Below are 24,103 nucleotides of genomic sequence, written 5' to 3'. Positions count from 1 at the left end.
AGGCTGCCCTGTCGGCCGACCCGGCACGTTGGCGGCGCCGTTCCGACGAGCCGGGCCCACCAGCCACGAGGCCGGCGGGCCCGGCTGTCCGCCGCTATGCCGCACAGTGCACGCGGCCCCTGGCCAACCAGGCCCGATCGACGGGAGTGTTCTCCCGGACGGTCAGCGTCGCGCGGTCGCCCGGAATCGCGCCCGGCAGCGCCTCCGGCATGATCGACTGGATCACCAGGTTGCCGGATCCGCCGTTGACGCTCTGACCTCCGCCACCGGTGACGAACATGCCCGGCGGGCAGTTCACCTCGACGGCCTTCTGCGGCTCGGAGTCCAGGTCGGAGTCGTTCGCCGGCTGTGCCACCTCGGAGGCGGCGACCCGGGCGCAGACCACGAACGCGGTCACCGACCACGCGCCGGCGAAGCCCGTGCTGTCCGCCTGTCCCGATGCGGTCGACCGGGTGGATTGGGTGTCGAGGACCGGTCCGGTGCGGCTGAGGTCGACCTCGCCCTGTCCGCCGGTGATCCGCCCGCCGCTGCCGATCATGTTGAGGCCACCGGGGCAGGCCGCGAACGCCTGCCGGGCGCTCGTGCCGGGTGGTGCGTCGACGGTGAAACTGAGAATCTGCTGGTCGGGAAGGGGGTCGGCACAGATGGCGACGGCGGTGACCGCCCACTGCCCGGTGGGATCGGTCTCGTCCGCGGCCGCGGCCACCTCGAACCGGTCCAGGTTGTTGGTGTGCACCGGTTCCATCCGGGTCAGCACCACGTGCCGTGGGTCTCCGGTCACCCGGCCGAATCCGCCGGTCACCCGCTTGCCCTCGGGACAGCGGGCGATGGCCACCTTCGGCGTCGTGGCGCTGAACTCGGTCTGCTCGCTGCGGATGGTCGCGCCGGTCACCGCGGCGTACGCCGGCGCCGGCCCGGTCAGCAGGACGCCGGCCAGGCCGACCACGATGGTCAGCCCGAACGCGGCTACGAATCTTCTCATCGAATCAAGTTCCTTTCTCTCCGGTACGGTCCCTGACATGCACGCGACAGCCTGCCCGGCCGGCCTTGGATAGAGTTTCGGCGCCGGTTGAATCCGCAGGTGGGGGCCGTCGTGGCGGTGCGGTTCGGAGTGCTTGGCCCGGTCGAGGCGGACGTCGACGGTGCGCTGGTCGACGCGGGGCATGCCCGGCAGCGGTGCGTGCTGGTCGACGCCAACCGCCCGGTGCCGGTCGACGTGTTGCTCGACCGGGTCTGGGGCGATCGGCCGCCGCAGCGGGCCCGCAATGCGCTGGCCGGCTACCTGTCCCGGCTGCGCGGAATCTTCGGGCAGGTGAGCGGTGTCGCGTTCGAACACCGGCCGGAGGGCTACCGGGTGACCGTCGACCCGGACGCGGTGGACATGCACAGGTTCCGTCGGCGGCGTGGGCAAGACCACGCTCGCGCTGTGCTGGGCACACCGGGTGGCGCACCGGTTCACCGGCGGGCAGCTCTACCTGAACCTGCGCGGCTTCGACCCAGGTGGATCGGCGATGTCGCCCGCCGAGCTCGACCACCGGGATGCCGACGGCGTACGGGCCAAACTCGCCGGCTGATACGGCTACGGTCAGTCAGCCGTTCCGTCTGGGCATGCCCTTGAGGTGGCGGCCCATCTCCCGGGCGATCTCCCGGTTCGCGTCCCGCTCGGCCAGCGCCTGCCGCTTGTCGTACGACCGCCGGCCTCGGGCGATGCCGAGTTCCACCTTCGCCCAACCGTTCTCGAAGTACAGCGACAGTGGCACGAGCGTCAGCCCCGGGTCGCGTACCCGGTCGAGGATCTTGTTGATCTCGACGCGACGGAGCAGCAGCTTCCGCATCCGCCGAGGCTGATGGTTCGTCCAGGTGCCGTACGCGTACTCCGCGATGTGCAGCCCGTACAGCCAGAGTTCGCCGTCCCGCTCCTGGGCGAAGGCGTCGACCAGTGACGCCTGCCCGGCCCGCAGGGACTTGACCTCTGTCCCGCGCAGCGCGAGGCCCGCCTCGTACGTCTTCAGGATCGCGAAATCGTGTCGCGCCTTCTTGTTCGAGGCGATGAGCTTACGACCGACCTCCCTGGACGCGGCTGCCTCCCGATCCCGTCACGTTCACCGTTGCCGAGCATGCTACGACGATGGGCCGGCGGCAGTGGCCGCCGACCCACCGTCTCCGCTGACCCGTCAGGGGGTGCAGATCACCATGTCGATGGTGAACGGGCTGGTCTCCGGCAGCTCGAACACCGCCGGCTCCCTGCCGGGGCCCTGCCCGGAGCACGGGACGTACGGGCCGGAGAGATACCGTCCGTCGTCGGAGACGCCGTAGCTGAGCTGGACCGACTGGTTCGGCAGCACCGACAGGCTGAACGCACCGTTCTCGATCGACGCGAAGCTGCTGAGGTCGCCGGTGCCGGTGTTGTGCACCATCAGATGCCCCCCGCCGAGCGGCCGGCCGTCCTGGCTCCGCACCGTCCCCCGTAGTTCGATTCCGTGCCGGAGAGCCAGGTCGTGGCTGCTGGTGCCGCCGACCGTGACCGTGATCGGAGTCGCGCCGTGGCGGTCGGCGACGCCACCGGACCACTGCCCGAACCCGTCCTGCTGGAAGAGCAACGGCCAGGAGTACGGCCCGAGGCCCGTCACCTCGTACCGGCCGTCGGAGTCGGTGACGATGTCGTACGGTGGCCCGCTGCCCGGGTGGTAGCCGAGCAGGTTGACCCGGACGTCGGCGAGCGGAGCACCCGACTGGTCCGTCACCCGGCCACCGATCGCACCGGCCCGGTCGAGCAGCACGGTGGGACCGGCCACGGTGCTGCCGGCGGGAGCCACCACGGTCACCGCCGAGCGCTGGTCGCCGGTGCCGCCCGACGCGCCCACCCACTGCCGGCCGTACGAGCGGTCCTCGACGGGATTGACGAACAGATTGTACGAGCCGGGTTCGAGCCCGCCGATCGTCATCTTGCCGGCGCTGTTCGTACAGCCTCCGTAGCCGTCGGGAAGCTGCGGGTTCCGCACCGACAGCGCGTCGACGCAGACGTCCCGCAGCGGGAGGCCGGTCGCCCGGTCCAGGACCGTGGTGGTGATCCGGGCACTCTTGCGGAGTGCGACCCGGACGTTCACCGTCTGGTTCGGCACCGGCTTGATCCACTCGGTGTCGGTGGCCAGGTAGGACGAGTCGGCGGGGTAGACGCGGAACCGCTGTGGCAGCACCGGACGATCGGGAATCGTCACCCGGCCGGTACCTCTGCTGCACCAGTCGTCGACGCAGAAGTTGGCGATGGCGCTGCCGGTGACGGCGTCCACGGCCGAGATCCGGATCGAGCCGGTGGACAACATGCTGTCGGTGACCTGGGTCTCCTCGTTCGCGGTCACCACGACCGGGTCGGCCTGTTCCGGGGCGAGCTTGCTGCGGTAGTACTGGGACCGGTCGCCGTGGAAGTACGACAACTGGTATGACCCGGCCAGCAGCCCGGTGATGCTGAACTCGCCGGCACCGTTGGTGCTCGCATTGCCGGCAGGATTCCCCCTTAGGCTGGAAAGGCTGACGTCGGCGGCGGTCAGCGGCGTGCCCGAGGCGGTGGTGAGCCGACCGGAGAGGCTGCCGGTGCCGAGCACGGTGTCGTCGGCGACGACCTCACCGCCCGCCGGTACCTCGATCCGCCGCGCCTCCTCCTCGTCGAGCTTGCCCGGAACGTACTGCGTCTGCTGGGAGCCGGCCAGCGGGTTGAAGGAGACGGTGTAGGTGCCGGGCAGGACGGCGATGCTGTACCGGCCGTCGGCGTCGGTCATCTGGTAGCCGGAGCCTGGCTCGTCGTGCCGGGCGAGGGAGACCAGAAGGTCGGGGACCGCGTTGCCCGCCGTGTCGCGGATCTGACCGGTGACGGTGCCGCTGCCCAGCAACCGCTCGTCCACCGTGGTCACCGCACCGTCGGTCACGGCGATGCTGTCCGCTTCCCCCAGTGAACTCTTGTGGTGGTAGTACTGCTCCGGCCCGCCGGGGGCCGCGAAGGCCAGGACGTACGGCGCGGTGTCGAGATCGCCGAACCGATAGCTGCCGTCCGGCTCGGTCCTGGTCCAGGCGATGAGATCCCGCAGGTCCTCGCCGCCGGAGTAGAGCCAGACGCTGGTCTCGGCGGCGGGCTCGCCGGCGGCCGTCGTCAGGTGGCCGGTGATCGATCCGGTGGGGACGGCGGCCATCGCAGGGGGTGCGGCCGACAGGATGAGAGCCCCGAGGACCGCACCGCTCAGGGCGACGCGTCTCAGGCGTGCGAAGGTCATGGCGGTTCCTAAGTGGTGGAAGGCGGGACGCCCCGTTTCTGGTGCCACGTCGCCGATCCGCGTCCCGCGGCCAGACCGACGACGGGATAGTAGATCATCTCTGGGACAGGTCTCCCGAATATCCCGTCCGGCGACGGTCTCGCCGGAGGCCCGGGCGGAAATTACTGGGCAGCCCCGATGGACGGCACTAACGTGACGTGGTGCGGACCGACGCCCCGATCGACGAACTCCTGGCCCCGGACTGGCTGGCCGACAGCGACTCGTGGCTGGCGGAATGGCTGGCCGCGCTCGGCATCACGTCCACCGGGCCGGTGCGGACCGTCCGGGTCCGGGCCTGGTCGATCCTGCGCCAGGTGCCGACCGACGCCGGGCGGGTGTGGTTCAAGGCGAACGTACCGGGCAACGGATTCGAGGCGGCCGTGGTCGGGGCGCTGGCGGGCTGGGCGCCGGACTTCGTCGTAGCTCCGCTGGCGGTCGACCCGGACCGGGGTTGGCTGCTCTCCCCCGATGGTGGGCCGACGCTGCGGGCGGCGACGGCCGACCGGCCCGACCCGGCCCGCTGGGCGGACCTCCTCCAGAGGTACGCCGAATTGCAGCGGCTCGTGGCCCCGCACGGCGACCGGCTGGTCGGGCTCGGCCTGCCGGACCTGCGGACCGCGCGGATGCCGGCGACCCTGGCCGAGCTGCTGGCCGACCCGACCGTCACCCTGGACCCGCCGGTCCGGGCCGCACTGGTCGCGCTGATCCCGGAGTACGACCGTTGGTGCGCCGAACTGGCCGCCGACGGACTGCCGCCGTCGATCCAGCACGACGACCTGCACGACGACAACGTCTTCGTCGGCGGTGCCGGGCTGCGGTTCTTCGACTGGGGTGACGCCTGCCTGGCCCACCCGTTCGGCACCCTGCTCGTGACGCTGAACGCCGCCGCCAACCGGTTCGGGTTCGAGCCGGGCGGGCCGGAACTGGGTCGGCTGCGGGACGCCTACCTCGAACCATGGACCGAGCTGCGGGGCCGGGGCGAGTTGCTGCGGTCGGTACGGCTCGCGCTGTGGGTGGCGAAGGTGGGTCGCGCCGTCTCCTGGCGGCGTGCGCTGGTCGGCGCGTCCGATCCTGGGTGGCAGCAGGCGCTCGGCGGCCCGCCCCGGATCGCTCCCGAGCACGCGACAGCGCCCGCCGCCTGGCTGGAAACACTCACCGAATCCGACCCTGACTGACGTCCCCACCCGGTTTCGGCCGACGGCACTCGTCGAGAAGTGACCCGAATCGGAGTACTAACTGGCGGACTCGGTCCTGCCCTGCTCGATGCAGAACTCGTTTGCCCTCGGGGTCGAGCAGGGTGACCCACCCCCGCCCGTCGGCGGTGCGGTGGTCCTGGTGCAGCTTCGCGCCGAGGGCGACGATCCGCTCCACCTCCTCGTCGCGGGTCCGCTCCGTCGGCAGCCAGTCGAAGTGGATCCGGTTCTTCACCGTCTTGGCTTCGGGTACCCGGACGAACAGGATGCCGGGCACGGGGGCGGGTGCCTCGACGAGCACCTCGTCGTCACCCGGCTTGTCTATATCGGACACCGGCCACCCGGTCACCCTGCTCCAGAATCCCGCCAGCTCGTACGGGTCGGCACAGTCGACGGTCAGGTGGCGAAGAAGCATGCCGCCAACCATAGTCGGACGGGGAGGAACTGCTGAAGGTCGGCGCCTCGCCTCAGCGACCCCGGTCGGGCCAGCAGCGCGGATCCTCCCACCGGGCGGCAGACTCGACGGTGAGCAGTTCGACCCGGTAGACCAGCTCCTCGGAACCGCCCTGCGACCGGAGCCGGGCGGGAGCGTGGCGGACCAGCCAGGTAACGAGTTCGACGCGCGTCCCGTCATCGTTCCCGGCGGCGAACCAGGGCAGCGAGTCCCCCAGCAGGTCCCCCACCCAGTGCGCAACCGCCTCGGTCAGCCGCTGGTCGGCGACGGGGTGACCGTCCAGCGCTTCCCAGTCGCCCAGCCACGGGCGCAACCTGCCCGCAGTGGCCTCGGCGAGCACCTCGAAAACGTCGTACGCCGACCCGGCCGGCGCCGGATCGACGAGCGTATGCGCCCACCAGGCATGCAGAAACTCCCACACCGCTCCGGCCTGCTCAGTGGGCCACCGCTGCCAGCCGCCGCGAGCGAACGAGAATCCGACATCGGTCAGGAAGTACGCGTCCAACCCGGCAAGGTCCCCGGCGAGCGCCCTGGCGAACTGCGGGAGAATCCGGCGCAGCACGGCCGGGTGATCGTCCCAGTCGGGAGCCGACCAGGTGCGGCGTAGGAGATCGGGGTCCAGTTCCACGTCCGGCACCTTCAACAGCGCCAGTTCCTCCGCGCTGCCCCAGTGGCATTCACAGTTGTTCTCGTCCGGGTGGGCGGTCATCCCCCGGAAGGTGTGGGCGAGGCCGTCGAGTGCGGCGGCGAGGCGTTGCCGGGCCGGTGTCGGTTCGAGGTTCGTCATGGGCGTACGCCTTCGAGGACTCCGGCACCTGACGTCGGCCGAAGATCGCCAGCGTACTCGGCGCTGACGGCCGACGCCCGTCGTTACGGTGCTCGGACGTCTCGCGACGCCACGAACTCGTAGGCAGCGCCGGGGCCAACCGGCGAAACTGACGAGCGGGTGGACTACGAGTCGGCCGGCTCGTCGGGCCGGCGCTCGGGTACGCAGACGGTCAGCCCCGCCGGCACGACCCGGGCCTTGAGCCGCTTCACCCGACCCCGGGCCCCGCCGTCCAGCTCGTACGTCATCGGCTCCGCGAACCGGACGTCGATCTTCCGAGCCCGGGTGATCCGGACGAACGGCGAGTCGTCGGAGCGGCCGACCGCCATCCGGCCGAGGGTACGGACCCACTCCAGCACTCCGCTGGCGGTCGCCACCCCGATCTCCAGGCAGCCGTCGTCGGGACGGGCGTCGTCGAAGGCGGGAATGCCGCCGGTGATCGTGCCGACGTTGCCGAACAACACACAGCTCGCCTCGCCGGTGAACCACTCCGTGCCGTCGACCTTGATCCGCATCCGGGTGGTCTCGCTCCGGACGTGCCGCAGCCCGGTCCAGACGTACGCCAGCCGGCCCATCCGGTCCTTGAGGCTGCGGTCCGCGTCCCGGATCAGTTCCCCGTCGAAACCGGCGCCGGCCATCACCGCGAAGTGCTCTCCGTTGAGCCTGCCGAGGTCGATGGTGCGGCGTGGGCCGGACAACCCGATCCGGACCGCCTCGGGCAGGTCCGCCGGAATGTTCAGGTTCGTGGCGAGCAGGTTCGCCGTGCCGGCGGGCAGGATCGCCAGGGTGGCGTCCGAGCCGGCGAGCGCGTCCGCACAGCGTTGCACCATGCCGTCGCCACCCCAGACGAAGACCAGTTCGGCGCCGTCCTTGAGCGCCTTGCGGACCTTCTTCGGCGCCTTGCGACTCTTCGGCACCTCGTACCAGAGCAGATCCTCGACCCCGGCGCCGCGCAGCCGGGTGCGAAGCTCGTCGAGCCCACCGCCCAGGGTCTTCTTCTGGTGCGCGACGACCGCGACCCGCCCGACCGGGGCGGATTCGGGCGTCGGGGCTGATTCCGGCCCGGAGGCGGGTGGGGTCTGCGAGGTCAGGGTGGCGGTGCTCATGGCCTGCCCTGTACCCAGCGGTGCGCGTTTCCACTCCGCCCGGGAGCCGACCCCGGTGGGGCCGACTCCCGGCGGCGTGCTCAGAGGGTACGGGCCAGCCGGTCGGCGAGCAGTCGGGTGAACCGGGCCGGGTCGCTCAGTTCGCCGCCCTCGGCGAGCAGCGCCATCCCGTAGAGCAGCTCTGCGGTCTCGGCCACCGCGACGTCCTCCTTGCGCTGCCCGTGTGCCTCCCGCAGCCCGGTCACCAGCGGATGCGTGGGGTTCAGCTCCAGGATCCGCTTGACGGTCGGCATCTCCTGCCCCATCGCCCGGTACATCTTCTCCAGGGTCGGAGTCATGTCGTGGGCGTCGCCGACGATGCAGGCCGGTGAGGTGGTCAGCCGGGACGAGAGCCGTACCTCCTTGACGTTTTCGCCGAGTTGGCCCGCCATCCAGGAGAGCAGCTCGGCGAAGTCCTTCTCCTGCTGCTCGCGCTCCGGACCGGCGTTGGCCTTCTCCTCGTCGGTGTCGAGGTCGACCTGACCCTTGGCGATCGACTGGAACCGCTTGCCGTCGTAGTCCTGGACCGACTGGACCCACATCTCGTCGACCGGGTCGGTGAGCAGCAGCACCTCGTACCCCTTGGCCCGGAATGCCTCCAGGTGCGGCGAGTTCTCGATCGTCGAGCGCGACTCGCCGGTGGAGTAGTAGATCTCGGTCTGCCCCTCCTTCATCCGCTCGACGTACTGCGCGAGGGTGGTCAACTCTTCCGGGTCGCGGGTCGAGGCGAAGGAGCTGATGTCGAGGATCGTCTTCTGGTTGTCGTGGTCGTCGAGCAGCCCTTCCTTGACGGCACGACCGAACTCGGACCAGAACGTCTGGTAACGCTCGGCGTCACTGGCCATGATGTCCTTGACCGTGGACAGCACCTTCTTGACCAGGCGGCGCCGCATCAGCTGGATGTGCCGGTCCTGCTGGAGAATCTCCCGGGAGATGTTGAGCGACAGGTCCTGGGCGTCCACCACACCCTTGACGAAGCGCAGGTACTCCGGCATGAGTTCCTGGCAGTCGTCCATGATGAACACCCGCTTGACGTACAACTGGACGCCGCGCTTCGCCGAGCGCGTGAACAGGTCGAACGGCGCGCGGGACGGAATGAAGAGCAGGCTCTCGTATTCGAACGTCCCCTCGGCCCGCATGTGGATGATCTCCAGCGGGTCGGACCAGTCATGGCTCAGGTGCCGGTAGAACTCCTTGTACTCGTCCTCCTTGACGTCGTCCTTCGACCGCGCCCAGAGCGCCTTCATCGAGTTGAGCGTCTGGATCTCGGAGGTCGTGTTGCCGTCGTTGTCGGTCCGCTCGACGGCCATCCTGATCGGCCAGGCGATGAAGTCGGAGTAGCGCTTGACGATCTCCCTGATCTTCCACCCGGCCGTGTAGTCGAACAGTTGGTCGTCCTTGTCCTCCGGCCGGAGGTGCAGGGTGACGGCGGTGCCCTGTGCTGCGTCGTCCACAGTCTCGATCACATAGGTGGCCCCGCCGTCGGACTCCCACCGGGTCGCCGTGGCCTCTCCCGCGCGCCGGGTCAGCAGGGTGACCTTGTCGGCGACCATGAAGCTGGAGTAGAAGCCGACGCCGAACTGCCCGATGAGCTCCTGCGAGCCGGCCGCGTCCTTCGACTCCTTGATCTTCTGCATCAGCTCCGCCGTACCGGACTTGGCGATGGTGCCGATGAGGATGATCACCTCGTCCCGGGACATGCCGATCCCGTTGTCCCGGACGGTGAGCGTGCGCGCCTCCGGGTCGATCTCCAGGTCGATGTGCAGGTCGGAGGTGTCGACCGCCAGATCCTTGTCGGCGAAGGCGGCCAACCGCAGTTTGTCCAGCGCGTCGGAGGCGTTCGAAATGAGCTCCCGCAGGAAGATGTCCTTGTTCGAATAGATCGAATGAACCATCAGCTGCAGAAGCTGACGCGCCTCGGCCTGGAACTCGAAAGTCTCAGTCCCGCTGCTCATGTGACTCCTCCACGAAGTACCCTCGTCGCCGACAACGGCCCGACGCCTCGATCAGGACCCGTACCGGACCCGCGCTGGCGTCTTAGCCGGCGCCATACTAAATGACCGGGTGCGACAACCACGAACACTGGTAGTCAGTTGATCGGACGGTCATCCGACGATCCGCCCCGACTCGCGCATGATTGCCATGTGGGACAACCCGTCCCGTCGATCTTCCGCCCGCCGGCATTGTGTGATCCTGGAATCCGCTCGCCAACCGACTAGAGGCCAGGGTCTGCCTGACCGGGCGGAGGTTCGCAGACGGTGCTGGAGTTTCGGCTGCTCGGCGATGTCGACGTCCACGTCGACGGGCACCGGATCGAGATGGGGCCCGCCCGGCAACGGTGCGTCCTGGTCGCCCTCCTCGTCGACGCGAACGAGATCGTCTCGGTGGAGCAGCTCCTGGACCGGGTCTGGGCCGACCGTCGACCGCAGCGGGCCCGGGAGACCCTCTACAGCTACCTGTCCCGGCTGCGGCACCGCCTCTCCCCCGCCGCCGCCGGGGTGACGGTGACCCGGCGGTCGGCCGGGTACCTGCTCACCGTGCCACCGGACGCCGTCGACCTGCACCGGTTTCGCGGGCTGGTCCGGCAGGCCCGGACCACCGAGGACGACGCACTGGCGCTTCCGGTGTTCGACGAGGCGCTGGGGCTGTGGCGGGGCGAGGCGTTCGCGCACCTGGAGACTCCCTGGCTGAGTACGCTGCGGGAGGCGCTCGGCCAGGAGCGGTTCGCGGCCGAACTCGACCGGTACGACATCGCCCTCCGTCGGGGGCTGCACGGGGAGTTGCTGCCGGAGCTGACCCGCCGGGCCGCTGAACATCCGCTCGACGAGCGCCTCGCCGGTCAACTCCTACTCGCCCTCTACCGCAGCGGCCGGCAGGCGGACGCGCTGGACCACTACGGGCGACTGCGGCACCGCCTGGCCGACACCCTGGGCGTCGACCCCGGTCCCGAACTGCGGCAACTGCACCTGCGGATGCTTCACACCGATCCCGGGCTGAGCAATCCGGCCGGAATCGTCCGGACGGCGCCGGGTCCGGCCGAGCCGGAGCCGCAGCGGCCCCACCAACTGCCGCCGACGGTCGCCGACTTCACCGGCCGGCGCCGGGCCGTCGGTTGGCTGGAGAGCACCCTCACCGGTCCGTCGGACCGGCTCCGGGTCATCGCGCTGTCCGGCCCGGCCGGCGTCGGCAAGTCCAGCCTGGCCTGGTACGTGGCACACCGGCTACGGCAGCGGTACCCGGACGGCCAGCTCTATGCCGACCTGCGGGGAAGCTGGCCGGACCCGGTCGACCCGCTCGCCGTGCTCGGACGTTTCCTGCGCGTGCTCGGGGTGCCCGACAATCTGCACTACGACACCGTGGAGGAGCGCGCCGGCCAGTTCCGCGACGCCGTCCACGACCGGCGGCTGCTCGTCGTGGTCGACGACGCCAGGTCCGCCGCCCAGGTCCGCCCGCTGTTGCCGGGTGGCGCGGCCGCTGCGGTCATCGTCACCAGCCGGCAGCGACTGACCGGGCTGGAGGGCGCGGCCCATCTGGGACTGGCGACGTTCGAGCCGGCCGAGGCCGTCGGGCTGCTCGACCGGATCGTCGGCTCCGGACGTGTCGCCACCGAGCCGGAGGCGGTGGCCGAGATCGCCCGGCTGTGCGGGTATCTGCCGCTCGCCGTACGCATCGCCGCGGCCCGGCTCGCGGCTCGCCCGCACTGGCGCCTCGCCCAACTCGCCGAACGGCTGCGCGACGAACTGAACCGGCTCGACGAACTCGCCACCGACGACCTGGAGGTACGTGCCAGCCTCGGCCTCAGCTACCGTTCGCTGGCCGAACCGGCTCGGCGGATGCTCCGGTTGTTGAGCCTGCTCGACGCGCCGGACGTACCGGCGTGGATCGGTGCGGCGATGCTCGACGTACCGCCGTCCCGGGCCGAGGGGCTGTTGGAGTCGCTGGTCGACGCCTCCCTGCTGGAACTGCTTCCGGGGACGCCCGCAGAGCTGCCGGGGATGGCCGACCCGCCCGTCGGCGAGCTTCGGTACGGAATGCACGACCTCGTCCGGCTCTTCGCGCGGGAACGTGCCGCCGAGGAGGAGCCGGAGGAGGTCCGGCGCGATGCGTTGGAGCGGGCGTTCGGCGCCTGGCTGGCCGAGGCGGAGGCGGCCGACGCCCGGCTGCCGACCCGGACGCTGGCACCGATCCGCGGGCCGGCCCGGCGCTGGCGGCCCACGCCCGAGGTCGGGCCGGTCGGCGAACCGGTCTCCTGGTTCGACCGCGAGCGGGTCGCGCTGGTCGCCTCGATCTACCAGGCGGCCGATCTGGAGCTGACCGGCCTGGCCTGGAACCTCGCCGCGTCGGCGCAGGTGTTCTACGAACTGCGGGGAATGCACGACGAGGCACGGCAGGCCCACGAGGCGGCGCTGCGCGCGTGCCGGCGTGCCGGGGAGCGCCGGGGCGAGGCGGTGCTGCTGCGCAACCTCGCCGACCTGTGGACCTCCCGGCGCGGTGCGGAGCTGCGGGAGAAGCTCGACGCCGCCGAGGCGGCCCTGCGGATCTTCCGCCTGGTCGGGGAGCCACGCGGGGTGGCCGACTCGTTGTGGCTGTGTGCCGACGTGTACCGGATCACCGGACGGCACCGGGAGGCGGCACCGCTGCTCGCCGAGGCGTTGTCCGTCTCCGCCGCCGCCGGTTACGAACTCGGTGAGTGCCACGCCCTGGCACAGCGCGCCATCATCAGTCGGGAACAGGGACGCGACGACGTCACCCGGGACCTGGCCCACCGCTATCTCGGCCTGGCCCGTGGCATGGGCGCTCGGCGCGACGAGAGCACCGCGCTCACCCTGCTCGGCCTGACCTACGCCGAGTTGGGGCGGCCCGAGCCGGGTCAGACGTACCTGCGGCAGGCGGTCGCCGTCGCCCGGGAGACCGGTGACCACGTCCAGGAGACGTACGCGCTGGCCCGGCTCGGCCACCTCTACGCCCTGGACGGTCATCCGTCCGCCCGGCACACATTGGAGACCGCCCTCGCCCGCAGTCAGGTCGACGGGCTGGCGTTCGGCGAGGCACTGTCCCTGGCCGGGCTCGGTGAACTGGAGTTGATCGACGGCCGTCCGGCACGGGCCGTCGCGCTGCTCCGCCGGGTTCTCCAACTGCTCGGGGCGCTACGGTTCCACTTCCTCCGGGCCCGGGCGCTGACCGTGCTCGGGCACGCGTACGCCAGCGTCGGGGACAACGCCGCCGCCGGGAAGGCGTGGTCCGACGCCCACGCGCTGTTCCGCCAGATCGACAACGATCCCGCCGCGGCCCGGGTCGCCGCGCTGCTGCCCAGACTGCCGGCACAACCAGCCGCCACCTGACGACGGGACGCGTCCCGAGCCGGGGTGGGCGGGCCGGCGGTCCCGACGGATCCGGTCAGGCCGACGGATCCGGTCAGGCCGGGTCGGGCTGGTCCGGCAGGCGGGCCGGCAGGGTGGCGGCGTGCGTGGCGAGCCCGTCGGCGGTCCGGGCGATGAACCGTCCCAGCGCCCACCGGTAGATCCAGCCGGATCCGGGCACCTTGGCGGAAAACGAGGAGTGCCAACGGATCAGGGTGCCGCCGTCGTCCGGGGTGAGGTCGACGTCGGCCCGGTAGTCGCGGATCGGCAGGCCGGAGAGGAGTTCGTAGCTGAACCGGCGGTCCGGCACCCGCTCGACCACACGTTCCCGGCTGGTCGTCCGGCCGGTCCGGAAGATCCGGATCGCCCCCACCCCCTCGGGCTCGTCCGGCCCCGGCCGCTCCAGTTCGAAGGAACCGATCGGTGACCAGGTGGGCCAGCCCGCCCCGTCGCACAGCAACGCGTAGACCGCGGCCGGGCTGGCCGTGGTGTGCACCCGTACGTCGATCTGTTGACGCGCCACCTCAGCACCTCTTTCCGCTCATGTACCACGTGGTACATGTACCGTATGGTACATGGCTGGAGAGCTTCGGGGACATCTGCTGTCCCGCGCCGTCGATCACATCGCGGAGCACGGCGTCGGCGCACTGACCCTGCGCGGACTGGCCGCCGGAATCGGCACCAGCCACCGGATGCTGATCTACCACTTCGGCTCCAAGGAGGGACTGCTCGTCGAGGTGGTCCGCGAGGTGGAGAGCCGGCAACGAGCCGCCCTGGCCACCCTGGACCTCGATCCGGCCAACTCACTGGCCGACACCATTCGGGCGATGTGGCACCGGCTGGCCGACCCGGCACTGTGGCCGTACGAGCGACTGTTCTTCGAGATGTACGGCCAGGCGGTGCAGGGCTACCCCGGCACGGCTGGGCTGCTCGAAGGCGTGGTGGACAGCTGGCTGGACCTCAACGTCGAGCTGGCCGCGCGGTGGGACGTACCCGCCGAGGTGGCCCGGACCCACGCCCGGCTCGGTCTCGCGGTGATCCGTGGCCTGCTCCTCGACCTGCTCGCCACCGGTGACCGGGCCGGCACCGACGCGGCGCTGGAGACGTTCGCCGCCGGGTACGAGGCCGGCCTGCCGAGCCCGACCGGGGTGCGTCCGGTCGCCGACGACTCCACGCCGACGACCGGACGCGCCCCGTTCTGACCCTCGCCGCGCGATCGCCCCTTCCCCGATCACCCGGCCCGGACGGGACTACGGCCGGACGAAGGTGATGTCGGGGTGTCGCGGCGAAGGGTTCCGGAGCAGGTGCTGCGGCAGACCCCGCAGGTGCTGGTCGAAGAACGCGGTGAGGTACGCCCGCAGCGATCCGACCAGGCGGTCCGGATCGACCGTGCCGATCGCACCGGTCACGACCTCCTCCGGCAGGTCGAACACCGCGCCGAGCTGCGGAACCAGATTCTGGTAGTCGGTGAAGCTGAAGTGCTCGCCGTCGGCGACGTAGAGGTCCAGCTTCCAACCGGTGGAGTTCGACCAGAAGCCCGCCCAGTCCCGGGAATCCTGGTGGGTGTGCGGAACGCCGCTGCTCAGCCCGGCGCCCATCAGCAGGAACGGCCGGTCGAGCCCGCGTTCCACCACGTCACCGAAGTCGCCCGCCGAGAAGCTGTACGCCAAACTGCCGTCCAGATCGGCTCCGGCGTCGAGCCGCCGGTCGACGAGCATCGTCTCGGCCGAGGTGAAGCCACCAGCCGAGTGGCCGAACATGCCCACCCGGGACAGGTCGAGCCCGGCACCGAGACCGCGCGGCAGGTGCCGCCCTCCGGCGTCGGGATTGCCGCCACCGGCGAGAACCGCGAGTTGGTCGAGGACGAACCGGGTGTCCAGCACCCGGGTAGCCAGCATCCGGTGATTGAGTTCGGTGGGATCGATCTCGGGCAGTTGCCGTGTCTCGACCCGACCCCCCGGAAACTCGACCACCGGCGTCTCGTACGTGTGGTCCACGGTCACCACGACATACCCCTGGCTGGCCAGTTCCTCGACCAGAATCGTGCCGTTGGCCCGGGGTTCGCCCCCGCCGGGCGAGAAGAGGACGACCGGATGACCACCCGGCCGTGGCCGTACCGGCACCCCGGACCGGGCGTGCGTGCTGAGCCCCGCCCAGTCGACCCGGTCCGCGGGCAGCCCGAGAAGCCCGGCGACCCGCTCCCCGAGCCGAGGCGCCGCAAGTGGCGACAGGTACGGGGCCAGCGTCCCGCCCGTCGAGGACGCCGCCGGGTACCAGACGCTGAGCATCAGTTCCCTGGGCCGTCCGTCGACCCAGGGATCGGGCCGGTCGGTGTCGACCACGTGCAGTTCGGTGGTGCCGATCGGATACCGACCGGTCGGCTCGGGCAGGCTCGGCCGCAGCGGCGGGGTCCGTCCGGGCGCCGACGATCCGCTCGGGGCGGACGCCGAGGCGTCGGTCCGGGCGAGCGCGGCCGGAGCGGCGGACGTCGCCGACACCGCCACCACCAGCGCCGCGAGCCCGCCCGGTAGCCATCGTCGAGTAAGTGTTCGCATACCCGGAAGCCTGTCCCCGCGACTCGACCGGCCACATCTGTCGAAGGTGGTCGGTCGGACCCGGAGAAATCTCAGGGGTGAGCGGTAAGGAAGGGCCCCCTATTAGCGTTTTCTGTAGAAGAAGGGCCCCTTTTAACACCCCTCCCAACTCCTGCGGCTGGTGCCCGCCCCGCCGCCGACGGGCACCGGCGCGTCGGTCAGGAGACGCCGCAGGAACTGGCCGACCAGGTACGGCTGGACTTGTGCGCGACGTGCGTGTGATCGCTGTGTCCGGGGTAGCCGGGGCCGAGGATCTCCCGCCACCCGTGGTTACGGGCCTGCTGGGCAAGGGTGCACAGGCTGTGCGGGCTGGCGCCGATGTCGACCGCGTCGCCGTAGAGGTGACGGCTGGTGGCCGATCCGCCGACGGCGTTGTTGCAGGCGTGGCTGCGGAAGGCGCTGGTGACCCGGAGCTGCTGGTCGCCGAGGGCGTGCCGCATGGCCTGGAGCTTCCACATGTTGACCAACGCGTTGAACCGGGCGGTCGAGGCCGAGACCGCGCCGCCGGACCAGTCCGAGTTGCAGTCGTTCAGCTCGGCGTAGCTGAAGTTGACCGGCGTGCAGTCGTCGTCCTGGAGCGCGTAGATCCGGTTGAACGTCTGCGGCCCGGCGATGCCGTCCGCGCCGAGGCCGTACGCCTGCTGGAAGCGGATGACAGCCGACCGGGTGGCCGGTCCGAAGGCGCCGTCGATGACCAGCACCGCGTTGTAGCCGGGGTAGCCGGCGACCCGGATCTGCAACTGCCGGACGTCCTCGCCGCTCATGCCTTCGGAGAGCTGCCGGCCCCAGGTGTAGCAGCCGTCGGCGTGTGCGGGAGCGGCGGTCGTCACGGTCGCGACGAGCGTTGCGGCGGCGGCGAGGGTGAGCGCCGCGACGAATCTGACGGTACGTCTGAACAAGGGGTCCTCCATACCGAGCGGGGGTGAATATCGACGAGAATGGACGTCTCTCGATCGTCTGTCAATATTCGCCAGCATCCTTTTACAGGACGGCGGTTTTCTTCACCTGCTCGGCGGGCGACGTTAACCGCCCCGCCGTCCGCACGGACTGGTCCTCCGCCGCACCGAACAGGTGGTGCAACCGGCGCAGCGGGCCGGGCGCGGACCAGTTGTGCCGACCCAGCAGCGTCATGGTCGCCGGCACCAGCAGCATCCGGACGATCGTGGCGTCCAGGGCGATCGCCAGGACCGCCGGAGATCACTCTCAGGACTGAGTGGACCGCTCGACCTCACCCGTCACACCGGCGTCGCCGGGCGCCACGAGGCCGGACTCGTACGCCAGCACCACCGCCTGGACCCGGTCCCGCACGCCGAGCTTGGCCAGGACGTTGCTGACGTGCGTCTTCACGGTGTGCTCGCTGACGAACAACGCGCCGGCGATCTCGGCGTTGGACAGCCCCCGGGCGACCTGGCGCAACGTCTCCGTCTCCCGGGCGGTCAGGCCGGCGAGCCGGCTCGGGCCGACCGGACCGGGCCGGGCCGACCGGTCCCGGGACACCACGTCGGCGATCAGTCGACGGGTGACGGTGGGCGCCAGCAGCGCCTCCCCGGAGGCCACCACCCGGACGGCGTTGACCAGTTCCTCCCGGCGCATGTCCTTGAGCAGGAAGCCGCTCGCGCCGGCCCGCAACGCGTCGTAGACGTACTCGTCGAAGTCGAAGGTGGTCAGCACCAGCACCCGGGCGGAGGTCTCCGCGCAGATCCGGGCCGTCGCCGCGATGCCGTCCACGTTCGGCATCCGGATGTCCATCAGCACCATGTCCGGGGTCAGCTCCCGGGCCAGCCGGACCGCCTCGCCGCCGTCGGCGGCCTCGCCGACCACGGTGATGTCGGGCTGGGCGGTCAGGATCATGCCGAATCCGTCCCGCACCAGTGCCTGGTCGTCGGCGATGAGAACCCGGAGCACGGTCTCCTCGACCATCTGCCTCTCCCACCCCCCGCTGGTGCCCCGCCCTTTCGGGATCGGCCGCTCCTACCGTAGTGGCAGGGTCGCCGCGACCTGGAAACCGGTTCCGTCGGGCCTCGGCCCGGTGGTCAACGCACCGCCGACCGCCGAGACCCGCTCACGCATGCCGACCAGTCCGTGTCCTCCCTCCCGGGAGCGGGTTCCGGGCACCCCGGCCCCGGCGTGCGGATATCCGGCATCACACTCGGAGTCCTCGGCGACCGGAACGGGCCGGAATAGTGTGGGGTCATGCCGAAAGCCATCTGGAACGACCTGGTCGTCGCCGAGAGCACGGACACCGTTGTGGTCGAGGGCAACCACTACTTTCCGCGTAGCGCGCTGCGGGACGATCTGATCCGCGACTCCGCGACCCACACCTTCTGCCCCTGGAAGGGCACGGCGTCGTACTTCAGCCTGGAGCACGAGGGCCGGCGCACCGACGACGCCGTCTGGTACTACCCGGAGCCGAAGCCGGACGCCGGGATGGTCCGGGACCGGGTCGCCTTCTGGAAGGACGTCCGGGTCGTCGACTGACTACCCGGCGGCGGAACCGACACCGTCCCCGTCCGCCGGCCGCGCCGCCGTCCTCGGACGGCCGGCGACGGTGAGCAGGTGACCGCTCGCGCCGAGCAGGCTCGGCTCGTCCTCGACCCGGCGGGACAGCTCCAACAGCAGTTCGGTCTGCCCGGGATCGGCCAGAATCTCGTCCAGCCGCCCGCCGGCGAATCCGAGCGGTCCCTCCACCGAGACCACCCGACGCACCGCGAGACCCGCCTCGGTCGCCTCGCTCGCCGGCTCCGTCGGGTGGTGGAAGTACGCGCTGGTGAACCAGCTCCGCTCGGGCCGGGTGTTCAGGTGCCGCCCGTCGGCGAGGGCACGCTCCACCAGCGGCCGGAAGTCGGGATCGCCGAACAGTCCCTTCGCGAACCCATCGAACAGTGAGGCGTACCGGCTGATCGTCGCCGCCACCACCGGCCCGCCGGGGCGGACCGCCCGGGCCGCCTCCCGCCAGGCGGTGACCCGGTCGGCCCGGTCGAGCAGGTGGTAGAGCGGTCCGAGCAGCAGCACCGCGTCGAACCGGCCGTCGGGCACCGGCAGGGCGCGGGCGTCCCCGGCCAGGGCCGTCACCCCGGCCCGCCCGGCGGCCGCCGCCGCATGCTCCGGCAGCAGGTCCAGCAGGTGCACCCGGTAGCCGGCCGCCGCCAACGGCTCCGCGTACACGCCGGTGGCCCCGCCCACGTCCAGTACGACGGCCGGGGCCGGCGGCAGCATCCTGGTCAGTACGTCCAGCGTGCGCAGGTACTCCAGCCGCCCGACTCCCCAGGCCAGCCGGGCGTGCTCGCCGCCGCGCCGGTAGTAGTCGAGAATGTCGATGGATGTCGCCACCCGGCCGATCCTGCCGAGCCCGCCGCCCGAGCCGCAACCGGTTAACCGGGGCCGCAGCCGGTCAACTCCGGCCGATACCCGCCGATCGGGCTGCTCGCTCCGGCGGCACCACACGGGGCACTGCCGCAACACCGGCCCCTACTTGTCGCGTTGACCTGCGGAGTCGACCTTTCCGGTCCGATTCTTGAGCCGTGGCGACGTACGAGTACCGGTGTCCACGCGACGGCGTGTTCGAGGCGGCGTACCCGATCGGGCAGGCCCCGGCGGGGATGCCCTGCGCCACCTGCGCGGCGGAGGCCGACCGGGTCTTCTCCGCACCGATGCTGTCCGCCACGCCGCGCGCCCTGGTCACGGCGCTCGACCGGGCCGGCCGGAGCGCCGAGGCACCCGAGGTGGTGTCCCGGATTCCCGGTCGGCGCAGTACCGCGACCCGGCCGGTCCATCCCGGCCATGCCCGGCTGCCACGACCCTGACCGGTGAAGGGAAACCGCGATGCCCGAGGTGTTGTTTCCGCTCGACTCGACGAGGAAGTTCACCGAGCAGGAGTTGATGGGCCACAACAGGTGGCATCCCGACATCCCGCCGGTCGCCACCGTCCGGCCCGGCCAGTCGTTCCGGGTGCACTGCCGGGAGTGGTTCGACGGCGCCATCCACAACGACGACTCGGCCGACGACGTCCGGGACGCGCCGCTGCCGATCGTGCACGCGCTCAGCGGGCCGTTCTCGGTGAGCGGCGCCGAGCCCGGCGACCTGCTGGTCGTCGACATCCTGGACGTCGGGCCGATTCCGCAGGAGGACGCCGGCCCGCTGGCCGGGCAGGGCTGGGGATACACCGGAATCTTCCCGAAGCAGAACGGCGGGGGCTTCCTGACCGACTACTTCCCGGACGCCTACAAGGCGATCTGGGACTTCAGCGGGCAGCAGGCGACCTCGCGGCACGTTCCCGGGGTGACCTTCACCGGGATGATCCATCCCGGCCTGATGGGCACCGCCCCGTCGGCGGCGCTGTTGGCGAAGTGGAACCAGCGGGAGGGGGCACTGCGGGCCACCGATCCGGACCGGGTGCCACCGCTGTCGCTGCCGCCGCTGCCGGACGGGGCGATCCTCGGGTCGTTGACCGGCGCCGACTTCGACCGGGTCGCGGCCGAGGCGGCCCGGACGGCCCCACCGCGGGAGAACGGCGGAAACCAGGACATCAAGAACATGACCAAGGGGACCCGGGTCTTCTATCCGGTGTACGTCCCCGGCGCGAATCTGTCCCTGGGCGACCTGCACTTCTCCCAGGGCGACGGCGAGATCACCTTCTGCGGCGCGATCGAGATGGGCGGCTTCGTCGACCTGCACGTGGACGTGATCAAGGGCGGCATGACCACGTACGGGGTGTCGGAGAACGCGATCTTCCTGCCCGGGAACGTGGCGCCGCAGTACAGCCAGTGGCTGGCCTTCTCCGGAATCTCCGTCACCACGGACGGGGAACAGCGCTACCTGGACTCGCAGTTGGCGTTCCAGCGCGCCTGCCTGCACGCGATCGACTACCTGACCAAGTTCGGGTACAGCCCCGAGCAGGCGTATCTGATCCTCGGCGCGGCCCCGATCGAGGGGCGGTTCTCCGGGGTGGTGGACATCCCGAACTCCTGCGCCACCGTCTACCTGCCGACCGCGATCTTCGACGCCGACGTACGCCCCTCGGCCGCCGGACCGAGCAGGATCAAGCCGGGCGCGAGCGCACCGAAGTCGACCTTCTAACTTGTTCCACCAGCAGCCACGCCAGGAGAACAACCACCAGCACGCCGGAGATGTCGGCCGTGACGATCCGGACGGCAGTCTTAGCTGTGTTGATGGTGGTCGACAACTGTAGACAGCCTGTGGATGATGGAGCGCCATCCGTTTGCGACTTCAGCGGCATCGAACCGTCGTAGCCTGCGGCGTGCGAAGACGCCGCCAGTACGCAGTATTTCGTCTAGATCGTCAAGTAGGGACCCTGGGGCCAAAGCGGCAAGTACATCGTTGAGGCTGAGAGCGCAGGCAAGATCGCGGGCGATCTCGCCCGCTGAGATCAGCAAATCCGGATCCCAGAGGTCGTGGCCGGCGGCGAGATTCTGCGGAACAAGGTCGAGGTTGTAGCGGTCCGCGTCGTCGGGTTCAAGATTGGCGGCCTTCACGGAGCCGGCCACGCTCGTCCAGCCCGGCAGGGCCGCGAGGTCGTGGGAAACGTTGGCCCGTACATAGTGGACGAGCGTGGCATGGTCATCGAAGAGTTGAATTCGCCCCCGCACGGCGAGAAACACCGGAACCTCGTTCCAGGTGCCGGCCTCGTCGAGCATGGGTGTGTAGGTGCGCAGTGTGAGACCGGCCTCGTGCGGGAAAATGATCTCGACCGGGGTTACGTCGAACGAGTGTGAGCCATCCTGCTCTGCCTCCGCCCGCCCAGGCGGGTTGCCGCGCGTTCTGGCGCTTGTGGTGGCCGCCCCATCAGCAAGGGGCGTCGATGTCGTCGGCGGTCCAACGTCCTGTCGCCCGGGTTCGCCGGAGTGTTCGAGTGGCTGCCTGGACTTTTCTGGCGTTCCTGCTGCCACGTTTCGGGCGAGGGCGAGCAGGTCGACGGTGCCTGTGCCGCGTTGTCCCGGGATAGGCAGTCCACGGGTGGATGTGGTGTGCAGGAGTCGTCGGTAGATGGTGCCGAAGGTCAGCAGGTCCGGTCCGCCGGGTACGCCAGTGTTGAGCAGGTTGAGGAGTTCACCAGTGAAGGCGGTATAGGTTGCACCGACGGGTGCGAGGGCTACTGCGTTGGCGGGTGCGGATGCGAGGACGTAGGTGCCTTCGACGCCGATCTGGCCGAAGATCCGCTCGTCGGCGCCGCTCATGTCCTGAATGGCGCGGCCGCTGAAGCAACAGTCGAGGATGACCACCCGGTTAGCGGCTGGGCATTCGGCAAGTACGTCACGGATCAGGTCGAACGCGAGGGCGCTGACGCGAAGTTCGTCGGGATCGGTGTCGGCCAAGCCCAGGTACAACTCGTTCCGCGGTCCGGTTCGGCCGTGGCCCGCGAAGTAGACCAGCAGGGTGTCTTCGGCGGCGGCAGCGTACTTGCGCAGGGCACGGTAGACGGTACGCGCGTCGGTGGGGTCGGGTATCACCACGCAATGGTCGGGTGAGATCGCGCCGATTGCGGGAGCGGTGAGTACGGCGGCCAGGCCGTCGAGGTTGTTGCGGACCGCGGGCAGGTCGGTCAGGTCGGCGGACTGATAGGTGCTGGTGCCGATCAACACCGCGTAAGACCGTTGAGGATCGGGTAGACGCACTTTTGTTCCTACTGTTCCACGGGCTCGGTTGCCGCCTGTACCGGAACGTTCAAGACCTCGCGCAGTAGGTTCTCGGGATCGGTCACTCGTTTGGCGTTCAGTGATACCTTTCGGCCGTCCGGCCCGGTCACAGTGACCGTGATGTCGGAACGGCGTTGCGTCAGCCACACGGCTAGCGATCGGGACAGGGCTGCCCAGAGCGCTCCGGCCCCAGCCATCGCAGCGGCGGCTTGAACCACAACCTCAGTGGAGGAGCCCATCGTCCCCTCCGGTGTCGGCAAGCTACCCAACCGGAGCCGCCCACGTATGTCCGGCTCGCTGCGCAGCCATTCCCACAACGCCTCGAAATCGGCATCACGGCCATCGACGGAAATCCGTACCTCCACCACGCCCTCTTCAATCCCTCGTTGGAAGCTGCTATGCGCTGACGACACCTTCTCACAACGTGACGGAGCCGGCAGTGGAAGAATTCCGACAATCCTCTGTACGGAGCCCAGACCCCGCACTCAGGGCTGCGTTCGCTTTCCGAAAGAGCCACGAGCTGCCGTGTCGGGAAGCGTGCAGATCTCGGAAGATCAGCTCGGGCCGTGCGCTGGAGGCGGCGTACGTGTTGCAGCCTGCGAAACGTACCGCTCGATGTCGAAACGAATCGCCAGTCGACACCCGTCGGCTCGACCGTCAGTCGGCACCCGGCGGCTCGACCAGGCGCAGGCGCCGGGTGGCCGGTCCGATCGTCAACCGCTGCCCCCAGGCCATCGCCAGGTGGTCCGTCTCCAGACCGTCGGCGAAGACCACCAGCCGCTCCCGTTCCGCCACGATCTCCAGGGTCTCGTCCGCGCCGAGCCGACCGGCCGTCAACGACGCGCCGGTCGACGGGGACGGCCACGCCTCCCGGACAAACCAGCACAGCGCCCGCTCCCCCGGCTTCGGCAACGGTGGCGCGCCGGACCGTTCCCGGGCGATCGAGGCGCACCAGCCCGTGGCGCCGGTACCGGTGCCCACCACCAGCCCGGAGGACGACTGCCGCTCCCGGCGGCCGTCGACGGTGGAGAGCACGTACCGGGCCGACTGGTGGCCGGGATGGCCGGCGTAGATCTCGTTGAGCCCGAGGAGTTCCTGCCCGTCGTCCAGCCAGGCCCGGACCATGGTCCGTTCGCGGATCGGCGCGCGCCCGGCGACCACCGCGGGCAGCAGCCGGGCGATCTCGAAGGGCGCGAAGGGCACCAGCACCCCGGCGTTGCGGTCCGGCTCAGGGTCGATGCCGATCACCGGCTGCCCGTCGAGATACTTCGCCGCGTTGGCGACCAGGCCGTCCTGACCGACCGCCACCACGATGTCCTCCGGTGCGAACGGGAAACGGGCCAGGTCGTCCCGGTCCGCCTGCCCACGCCGCCAGTCGGCCGGGATGGCCGCCCCGACGACGGTCAGCGCCGCCTGGAGCGCGTCGTGCCGGGCCACGACCTCGGCCAGGTCCCGGCCCCGTTGGCTCAGGTAGTAGCCGGCGGCGCCCCGGGTGCCGTGGTGGGCCAGCAGCTCGTCCAGCTCGCTGCGCCGACTCACCAGGACGACCCGGGGCGCGAGGGTGGCACTCACCG

22 protein-coding genes and 1 pseudogene are annotated in these 24,103 nt (G+C 70.5%); 7 read left to right on the top strand and 16 right to left on the bottom strand.

Translation table 11 applies throughout. The features are described 5' to 3' along the window. Window positions 1-94: 94 nt before the first annotated feature. Window positions 95-982 carry a hypothetical protein gene (locus ACFP2T_RS10625; RefSeq protein ID WP_377420245.1) on the bottom strand — a complete coding sequence of 296 codons (888 nt, stop codon included), beginning with the start codon at window positions 980-982 and terminating at the stop codon, window positions 95-97. 421 nt (window positions 983-1,403) lie between these two features. On the opposite strand from ACFP2T_RS10625, the gene ACFP2T_RS10620 reads away from it, so the two are divergent. Further along, window positions 1,404-1,574 (top strand): hypothetical protein, encoded by a 171-nt coding sequence (locus ACFP2T_RS10620; protein ID WP_377420243.1) that lies wholly within the window; start codon window positions 1,404-1,406, stop codon window positions 1,572-1,574. 15 nt (window positions 1,575-1,589) lie between these two features. Here ACFP2T_RS10620 and smpB read toward each other — a convergent pair. Both smpB and ACFP2T_RS10610 read right to left on the bottom strand, forming a co-directional pair. Then, window positions 1,590-2,075, bottom strand: a pseudogene (smpB, locus tag ACFP2T_RS10615) (SsrA-binding protein SmpB); the annotation flags it as partial. Window positions 2,076-2,174: 99 nt separating this feature from the next. Further along, window positions 2,175-4,265: a carboxypeptidase regulatory-like domain-containing protein gene (locus ACFP2T_RS10610; RefSeq protein ID WP_377420241.1), complete on the bottom strand. Its 2,091-nt coding sequence runs from the start codon at window positions 4,263-4,265 to the stop codon at window positions 2,175-2,177. Window positions 4,266-4,465: 200 nt separating this feature from the next. On the opposite strand from ACFP2T_RS10610, the gene ACFP2T_RS10605 reads away from it, so the two are divergent. After that, the gene (locus ACFP2T_RS10605) at window positions 4,466-5,479 is read left to right on the top strand and encodes a phosphotransferase (protein ID WP_377420239.1); all 1,014 of its coding nucleotides are present in this window, start codon (window positions 4,466-4,468) and stop codon (window positions 5,477-5,479) included. Here ACFP2T_RS10605 and ACFP2T_RS10600 read toward each other — a convergent pair. The 4 genes from ACFP2T_RS10600 to htpG form a co-directional block, all read right to left on the bottom strand. Beyond that, a complete protein-coding gene (locus ACFP2T_RS10600) occupies window positions 5,457-5,912 on the bottom strand; it encodes a VOC family protein (RefSeq protein ID WP_377420237.1) in 456 nt (151 codons plus the stop codon). The two genes, ACFP2T_RS10605 and ACFP2T_RS10600, sit on opposite strands and share 23 nt — an antisense overlap. Before the next feature lie 52 nt (window positions 5,913-5,964). Beyond that, entirely contained in the window at window positions 5,965-6,738 is a 774-nt protein-coding gene (locus ACFP2T_RS10595) for a hypothetical protein (RefSeq protein WP_377420236.1), read from the bottom strand. A 164-nt stretch (window positions 6,739-6,902) separates the two neighbouring features. Continuing rightward, a complete protein-coding gene (locus ACFP2T_RS10590) occupies window positions 6,903-7,883 on the bottom strand; it encodes a diacylglycerol/lipid kinase family protein (protein ID WP_377420235.1) in 981 nt (326 codons plus the stop codon). An 80-nt stretch (window positions 7,884-7,963) separates the two neighbouring features. Continuing rightward, window positions 7,964-9,877: a molecular chaperone HtpG gene (gene htpG / locus ACFP2T_RS10585; protein ID WP_377420233.1), complete on the bottom strand. Its 1,914-nt coding sequence runs from the start codon at window positions 9,875-9,877 to the stop codon at window positions 7,964-7,966. Between the two features lie 303 nt (window positions 9,878-10,180). Between htpG and ACFP2T_RS10580 the strand changes: the two genes are divergently transcribed. Further along, entirely contained in the window at window positions 10,181-13,264 is a 3,084-nt protein-coding gene (locus tag ACFP2T_RS10580) for an AfsR/SARP family transcriptional regulator (protein WP_377420231.1), read from the top strand. 73 nt (window positions 13,265-13,337) lie between these two features. On the opposite strand, the gene ACFP2T_RS10575 is transcribed toward ACFP2T_RS10580, so the two are convergent. Further along, window positions 13,338-13,805 carry an SRPBCC family protein gene (locus tag ACFP2T_RS10575; RefSeq protein ID WP_377420229.1) on the bottom strand — a complete coding sequence of 156 codons (468 nt, stop codon included), beginning with the start codon at window positions 13,803-13,805 and terminating at the stop codon, window positions 13,338-13,340. Window positions 13,806-13,857: 52 nt separating this feature from the next. On the opposite strand from ACFP2T_RS10575, the gene ACFP2T_RS10570 reads away from it, so the two are divergent. After that, window positions 13,858-14,484, top strand: coding sequence for a TetR/AcrR family transcriptional regulator (locus ACFP2T_RS10570; RefSeq protein ID WP_377420228.1), 627 nt, complete (start codon window positions 13,858-13,860; stop codon window positions 14,482-14,484). Between the two features lie 48 nt (window positions 14,485-14,532). Here ACFP2T_RS10570 and ACFP2T_RS10565 read toward each other — a convergent pair whose 3' ends face one another. From ACFP2T_RS10565 to ACFP2T_RS10550, 4 genes are all read right to left on the bottom strand, one after another. Continuing rightward, the gene (locus ACFP2T_RS10565) at window positions 14,533-15,837 is read right to left on the bottom strand and encodes an alpha/beta hydrolase family protein (protein ID WP_377420226.1); all 1,305 of its coding nucleotides are present in this window, start codon (window positions 15,835-15,837) and stop codon (window positions 14,533-14,535) included. Between the two features lie 197 nt (window positions 15,838-16,034). Continuing rightward, window positions 16,035-16,775, bottom strand: a complete 741-nt coding sequence (locus tag ACFP2T_RS10560; RefSeq protein WP_377420224.1) for a D-Ala-D-Ala carboxypeptidase family metallohydrolase — start codon at window positions 16,773-16,775, stop codon at window positions 16,035-16,037. 82 nt (window positions 16,776-16,857) lie between these two features. Next, window positions 16,858-17,028 carry a hypothetical protein gene (locus tag ACFP2T_RS10555; RefSeq protein WP_377420222.1) on the bottom strand — a complete coding sequence of 57 codons (171 nt, stop codon included), beginning with the start codon at window positions 17,026-17,028 and terminating at the stop codon, window positions 16,858-16,860. 51 nt (window positions 17,029-17,079) lie between these two features. Then, on the bottom strand, window positions 17,080-17,781 hold the full coding sequence (locus ACFP2T_RS10550) for a response regulator (protein WP_377420911.1): 702 nt from the start codon (window positions 17,779-17,781) through the stop codon (window positions 17,080-17,082). Between the two features lie 288 nt (window positions 17,782-18,069). Here ACFP2T_RS10550 and ACFP2T_RS10545 point away from each other — a divergent pair, with 288 nt between their 5' ends. Further along, window positions 18,070-18,354 carry a DUF427 domain-containing protein gene (locus tag ACFP2T_RS10545; RefSeq protein WP_377420220.1) on the top strand — a complete coding sequence of 95 codons (285 nt, stop codon included), beginning with the start codon at window positions 18,070-18,072 and terminating at the stop codon, window positions 18,352-18,354. Here the strand turns inward: ACFP2T_RS10545 and ACFP2T_RS10540 are convergent, their stop codons facing one another. Then, complete coding sequence (locus ACFP2T_RS10540; RefSeq protein WP_377420218.1) at window positions 18,355-19,206, bottom strand: class I SAM-dependent methyltransferase; 852 nt, start codon at window positions 19,204-19,206, stop codon at window positions 18,355-18,357. A gap of 191 nt (window positions 19,207-19,397) precedes the next feature. Here ACFP2T_RS10540 and ACFP2T_RS10535 point away from each other — a divergent pair, with 191 nt between their 5' ends. Together ACFP2T_RS10535 and fmdA are read left to right on the top strand one after the other, a co-directional pair. Next, window positions 19,398-19,679, top strand: a complete 282-nt coding sequence (locus tag ACFP2T_RS10535; protein ID WP_377420216.1) for an FmdB family zinc ribbon protein — start codon at window positions 19,398-19,400, stop codon at window positions 19,677-19,679. A 19-nt stretch (window positions 19,680-19,698) separates the two neighbouring features. Then, window positions 19,699-20,952: a formamidase gene (gene fmdA, locus ACFP2T_RS10530; protein ID WP_377420214.1), complete on the top strand. Its 1,254-nt coding sequence runs from the start codon at window positions 19,699-19,701 to the stop codon at window positions 20,950-20,952. Between the two features lie 80 nt (window positions 20,953-21,032). Here the strand turns inward: fmdA and ACFP2T_RS10525 are convergent, their stop codons facing one another. From ACFP2T_RS10525 to ACFP2T_RS10515, 3 genes are all read right to left on the bottom strand, one after another. Next, complete coding sequence (locus ACFP2T_RS10525) at window positions 21,033-22,475, bottom strand: caspase family protein (protein WP_377420212.1); 1,443 nt, start codon at window positions 22,473-22,475, stop codon at window positions 21,033-21,035. A 41-nt stretch (window positions 22,476-22,516) separates the two neighbouring features. Then, window positions 22,517-22,894, bottom strand: a complete 378-nt coding sequence (locus ACFP2T_RS10520) for an effector-associated constant component EACC1 (protein WP_377420210.1) — start codon at window positions 22,892-22,894, stop codon at window positions 22,517-22,519. Between the two features lie 292 nt (window positions 22,895-23,186). Further along, the gene (locus ACFP2T_RS10515) at window positions 23,187-24,101 is read right to left on the bottom strand and encodes an NAD(+)/NADH kinase (protein WP_377420208.1); all 915 of its coding nucleotides are present in this window, start codon (window positions 24,099-24,101) and stop codon (window positions 23,187-23,189) included. Window positions 24,102-24,103: the final 2 nt, after the last annotated feature.

The organism is Plantactinospora solaniradicis, from assembly GCF_042658085.1.
In the GTDB taxonomy this organism is placed as follows: Bacteria; Actinomycetota; Actinomycetes; order Mycobacteriales; family Micromonosporaceae; genus Plantactinospora; species Plantactinospora solaniradicis.
The sequence above is the reverse complement of the archived record's forward strand: the minus strand, read 5'-3'. Positions and strand labels throughout refer to the sequence as shown.

What these genes read in the sequence shown, in the direction of transcription:
- ACFP2T_RS10625 (WP_377420245.1), bottom strand. Translation starts at nt 982, where the DNA reads ATGAGAAGATTCGTAGCCGCGTTCGGGCTGACCATCGTGGTCGGCCTG.
- ACFP2T_RS10610 (WP_377420241.1), bottom strand. Translation starts at nt 4,265, where the DNA reads ATGACCTTCGCACGCCTGAGACGCGTCGCCCTGAGCGGTGCGGTCCTC.
- ACFP2T_RS10600 (WP_377420237.1), bottom strand. Translation starts at nt 5,912, where the DNA reads ATGCTTCTTCGCCACCTGACCGTCGACTGTGCCGACCCGTACGAGCTG.
- ACFP2T_RS10595 (WP_377420236.1), bottom strand. Translation starts at nt 6,738, where the DNA reads ATGACGAACCTCGAACCGACACCGGCCCGGCAACGCCTCGCCGCCGCA.
- ACFP2T_RS10590 (WP_377420235.1), bottom strand. Translation starts at nt 7,883, where the DNA reads ATGAGCACCGCCACCCTGACCTCGCAGACCCCACCCGCCTCCGGGCCG.
- htpG (WP_377420233.1), bottom strand. Translation starts at nt 9,877, where the DNA reads ATGAGCAGCGGGACTGAGACTTTCGAGTTCCAGGCCGAGGCGCGTCAG.
- ACFP2T_RS10570 (WP_377420228.1), top strand. Translation starts at nt 13,858, where the DNA reads ATGGCTGGAGAGCTTCGGGGACATCTGCTGTCCCGCGCCGTCGATCAC.
- ACFP2T_RS10565 (WP_377420226.1), bottom strand. Translation starts at nt 15,837, where the DNA reads ATGCGAACACTTACTCGACGATGGCTACCGGGCGGGCTCGCGGCGCTG.
- ACFP2T_RS10555 (WP_377420222.1), bottom strand. Translation starts at nt 17,028, where the DNA reads ATGCTGCTGGTGCCGGCGACCATGACGCTGCTGGGTCGGCACAACTGG.
- ACFP2T_RS10545 (WP_377420220.1), top strand. Translation starts at nt 18,070, where the DNA reads ATGCCGAAAGCCATCTGGAACGACCTGGTCGTCGCCGAGAGCACGGAC.
- fmdA (WP_377420214.1), top strand. Translation starts at nt 19,699, where the DNA reads ATGCCCGAGGTGTTGTTTCCGCTCGACTCGACGAGGAAGTTCACCGAG.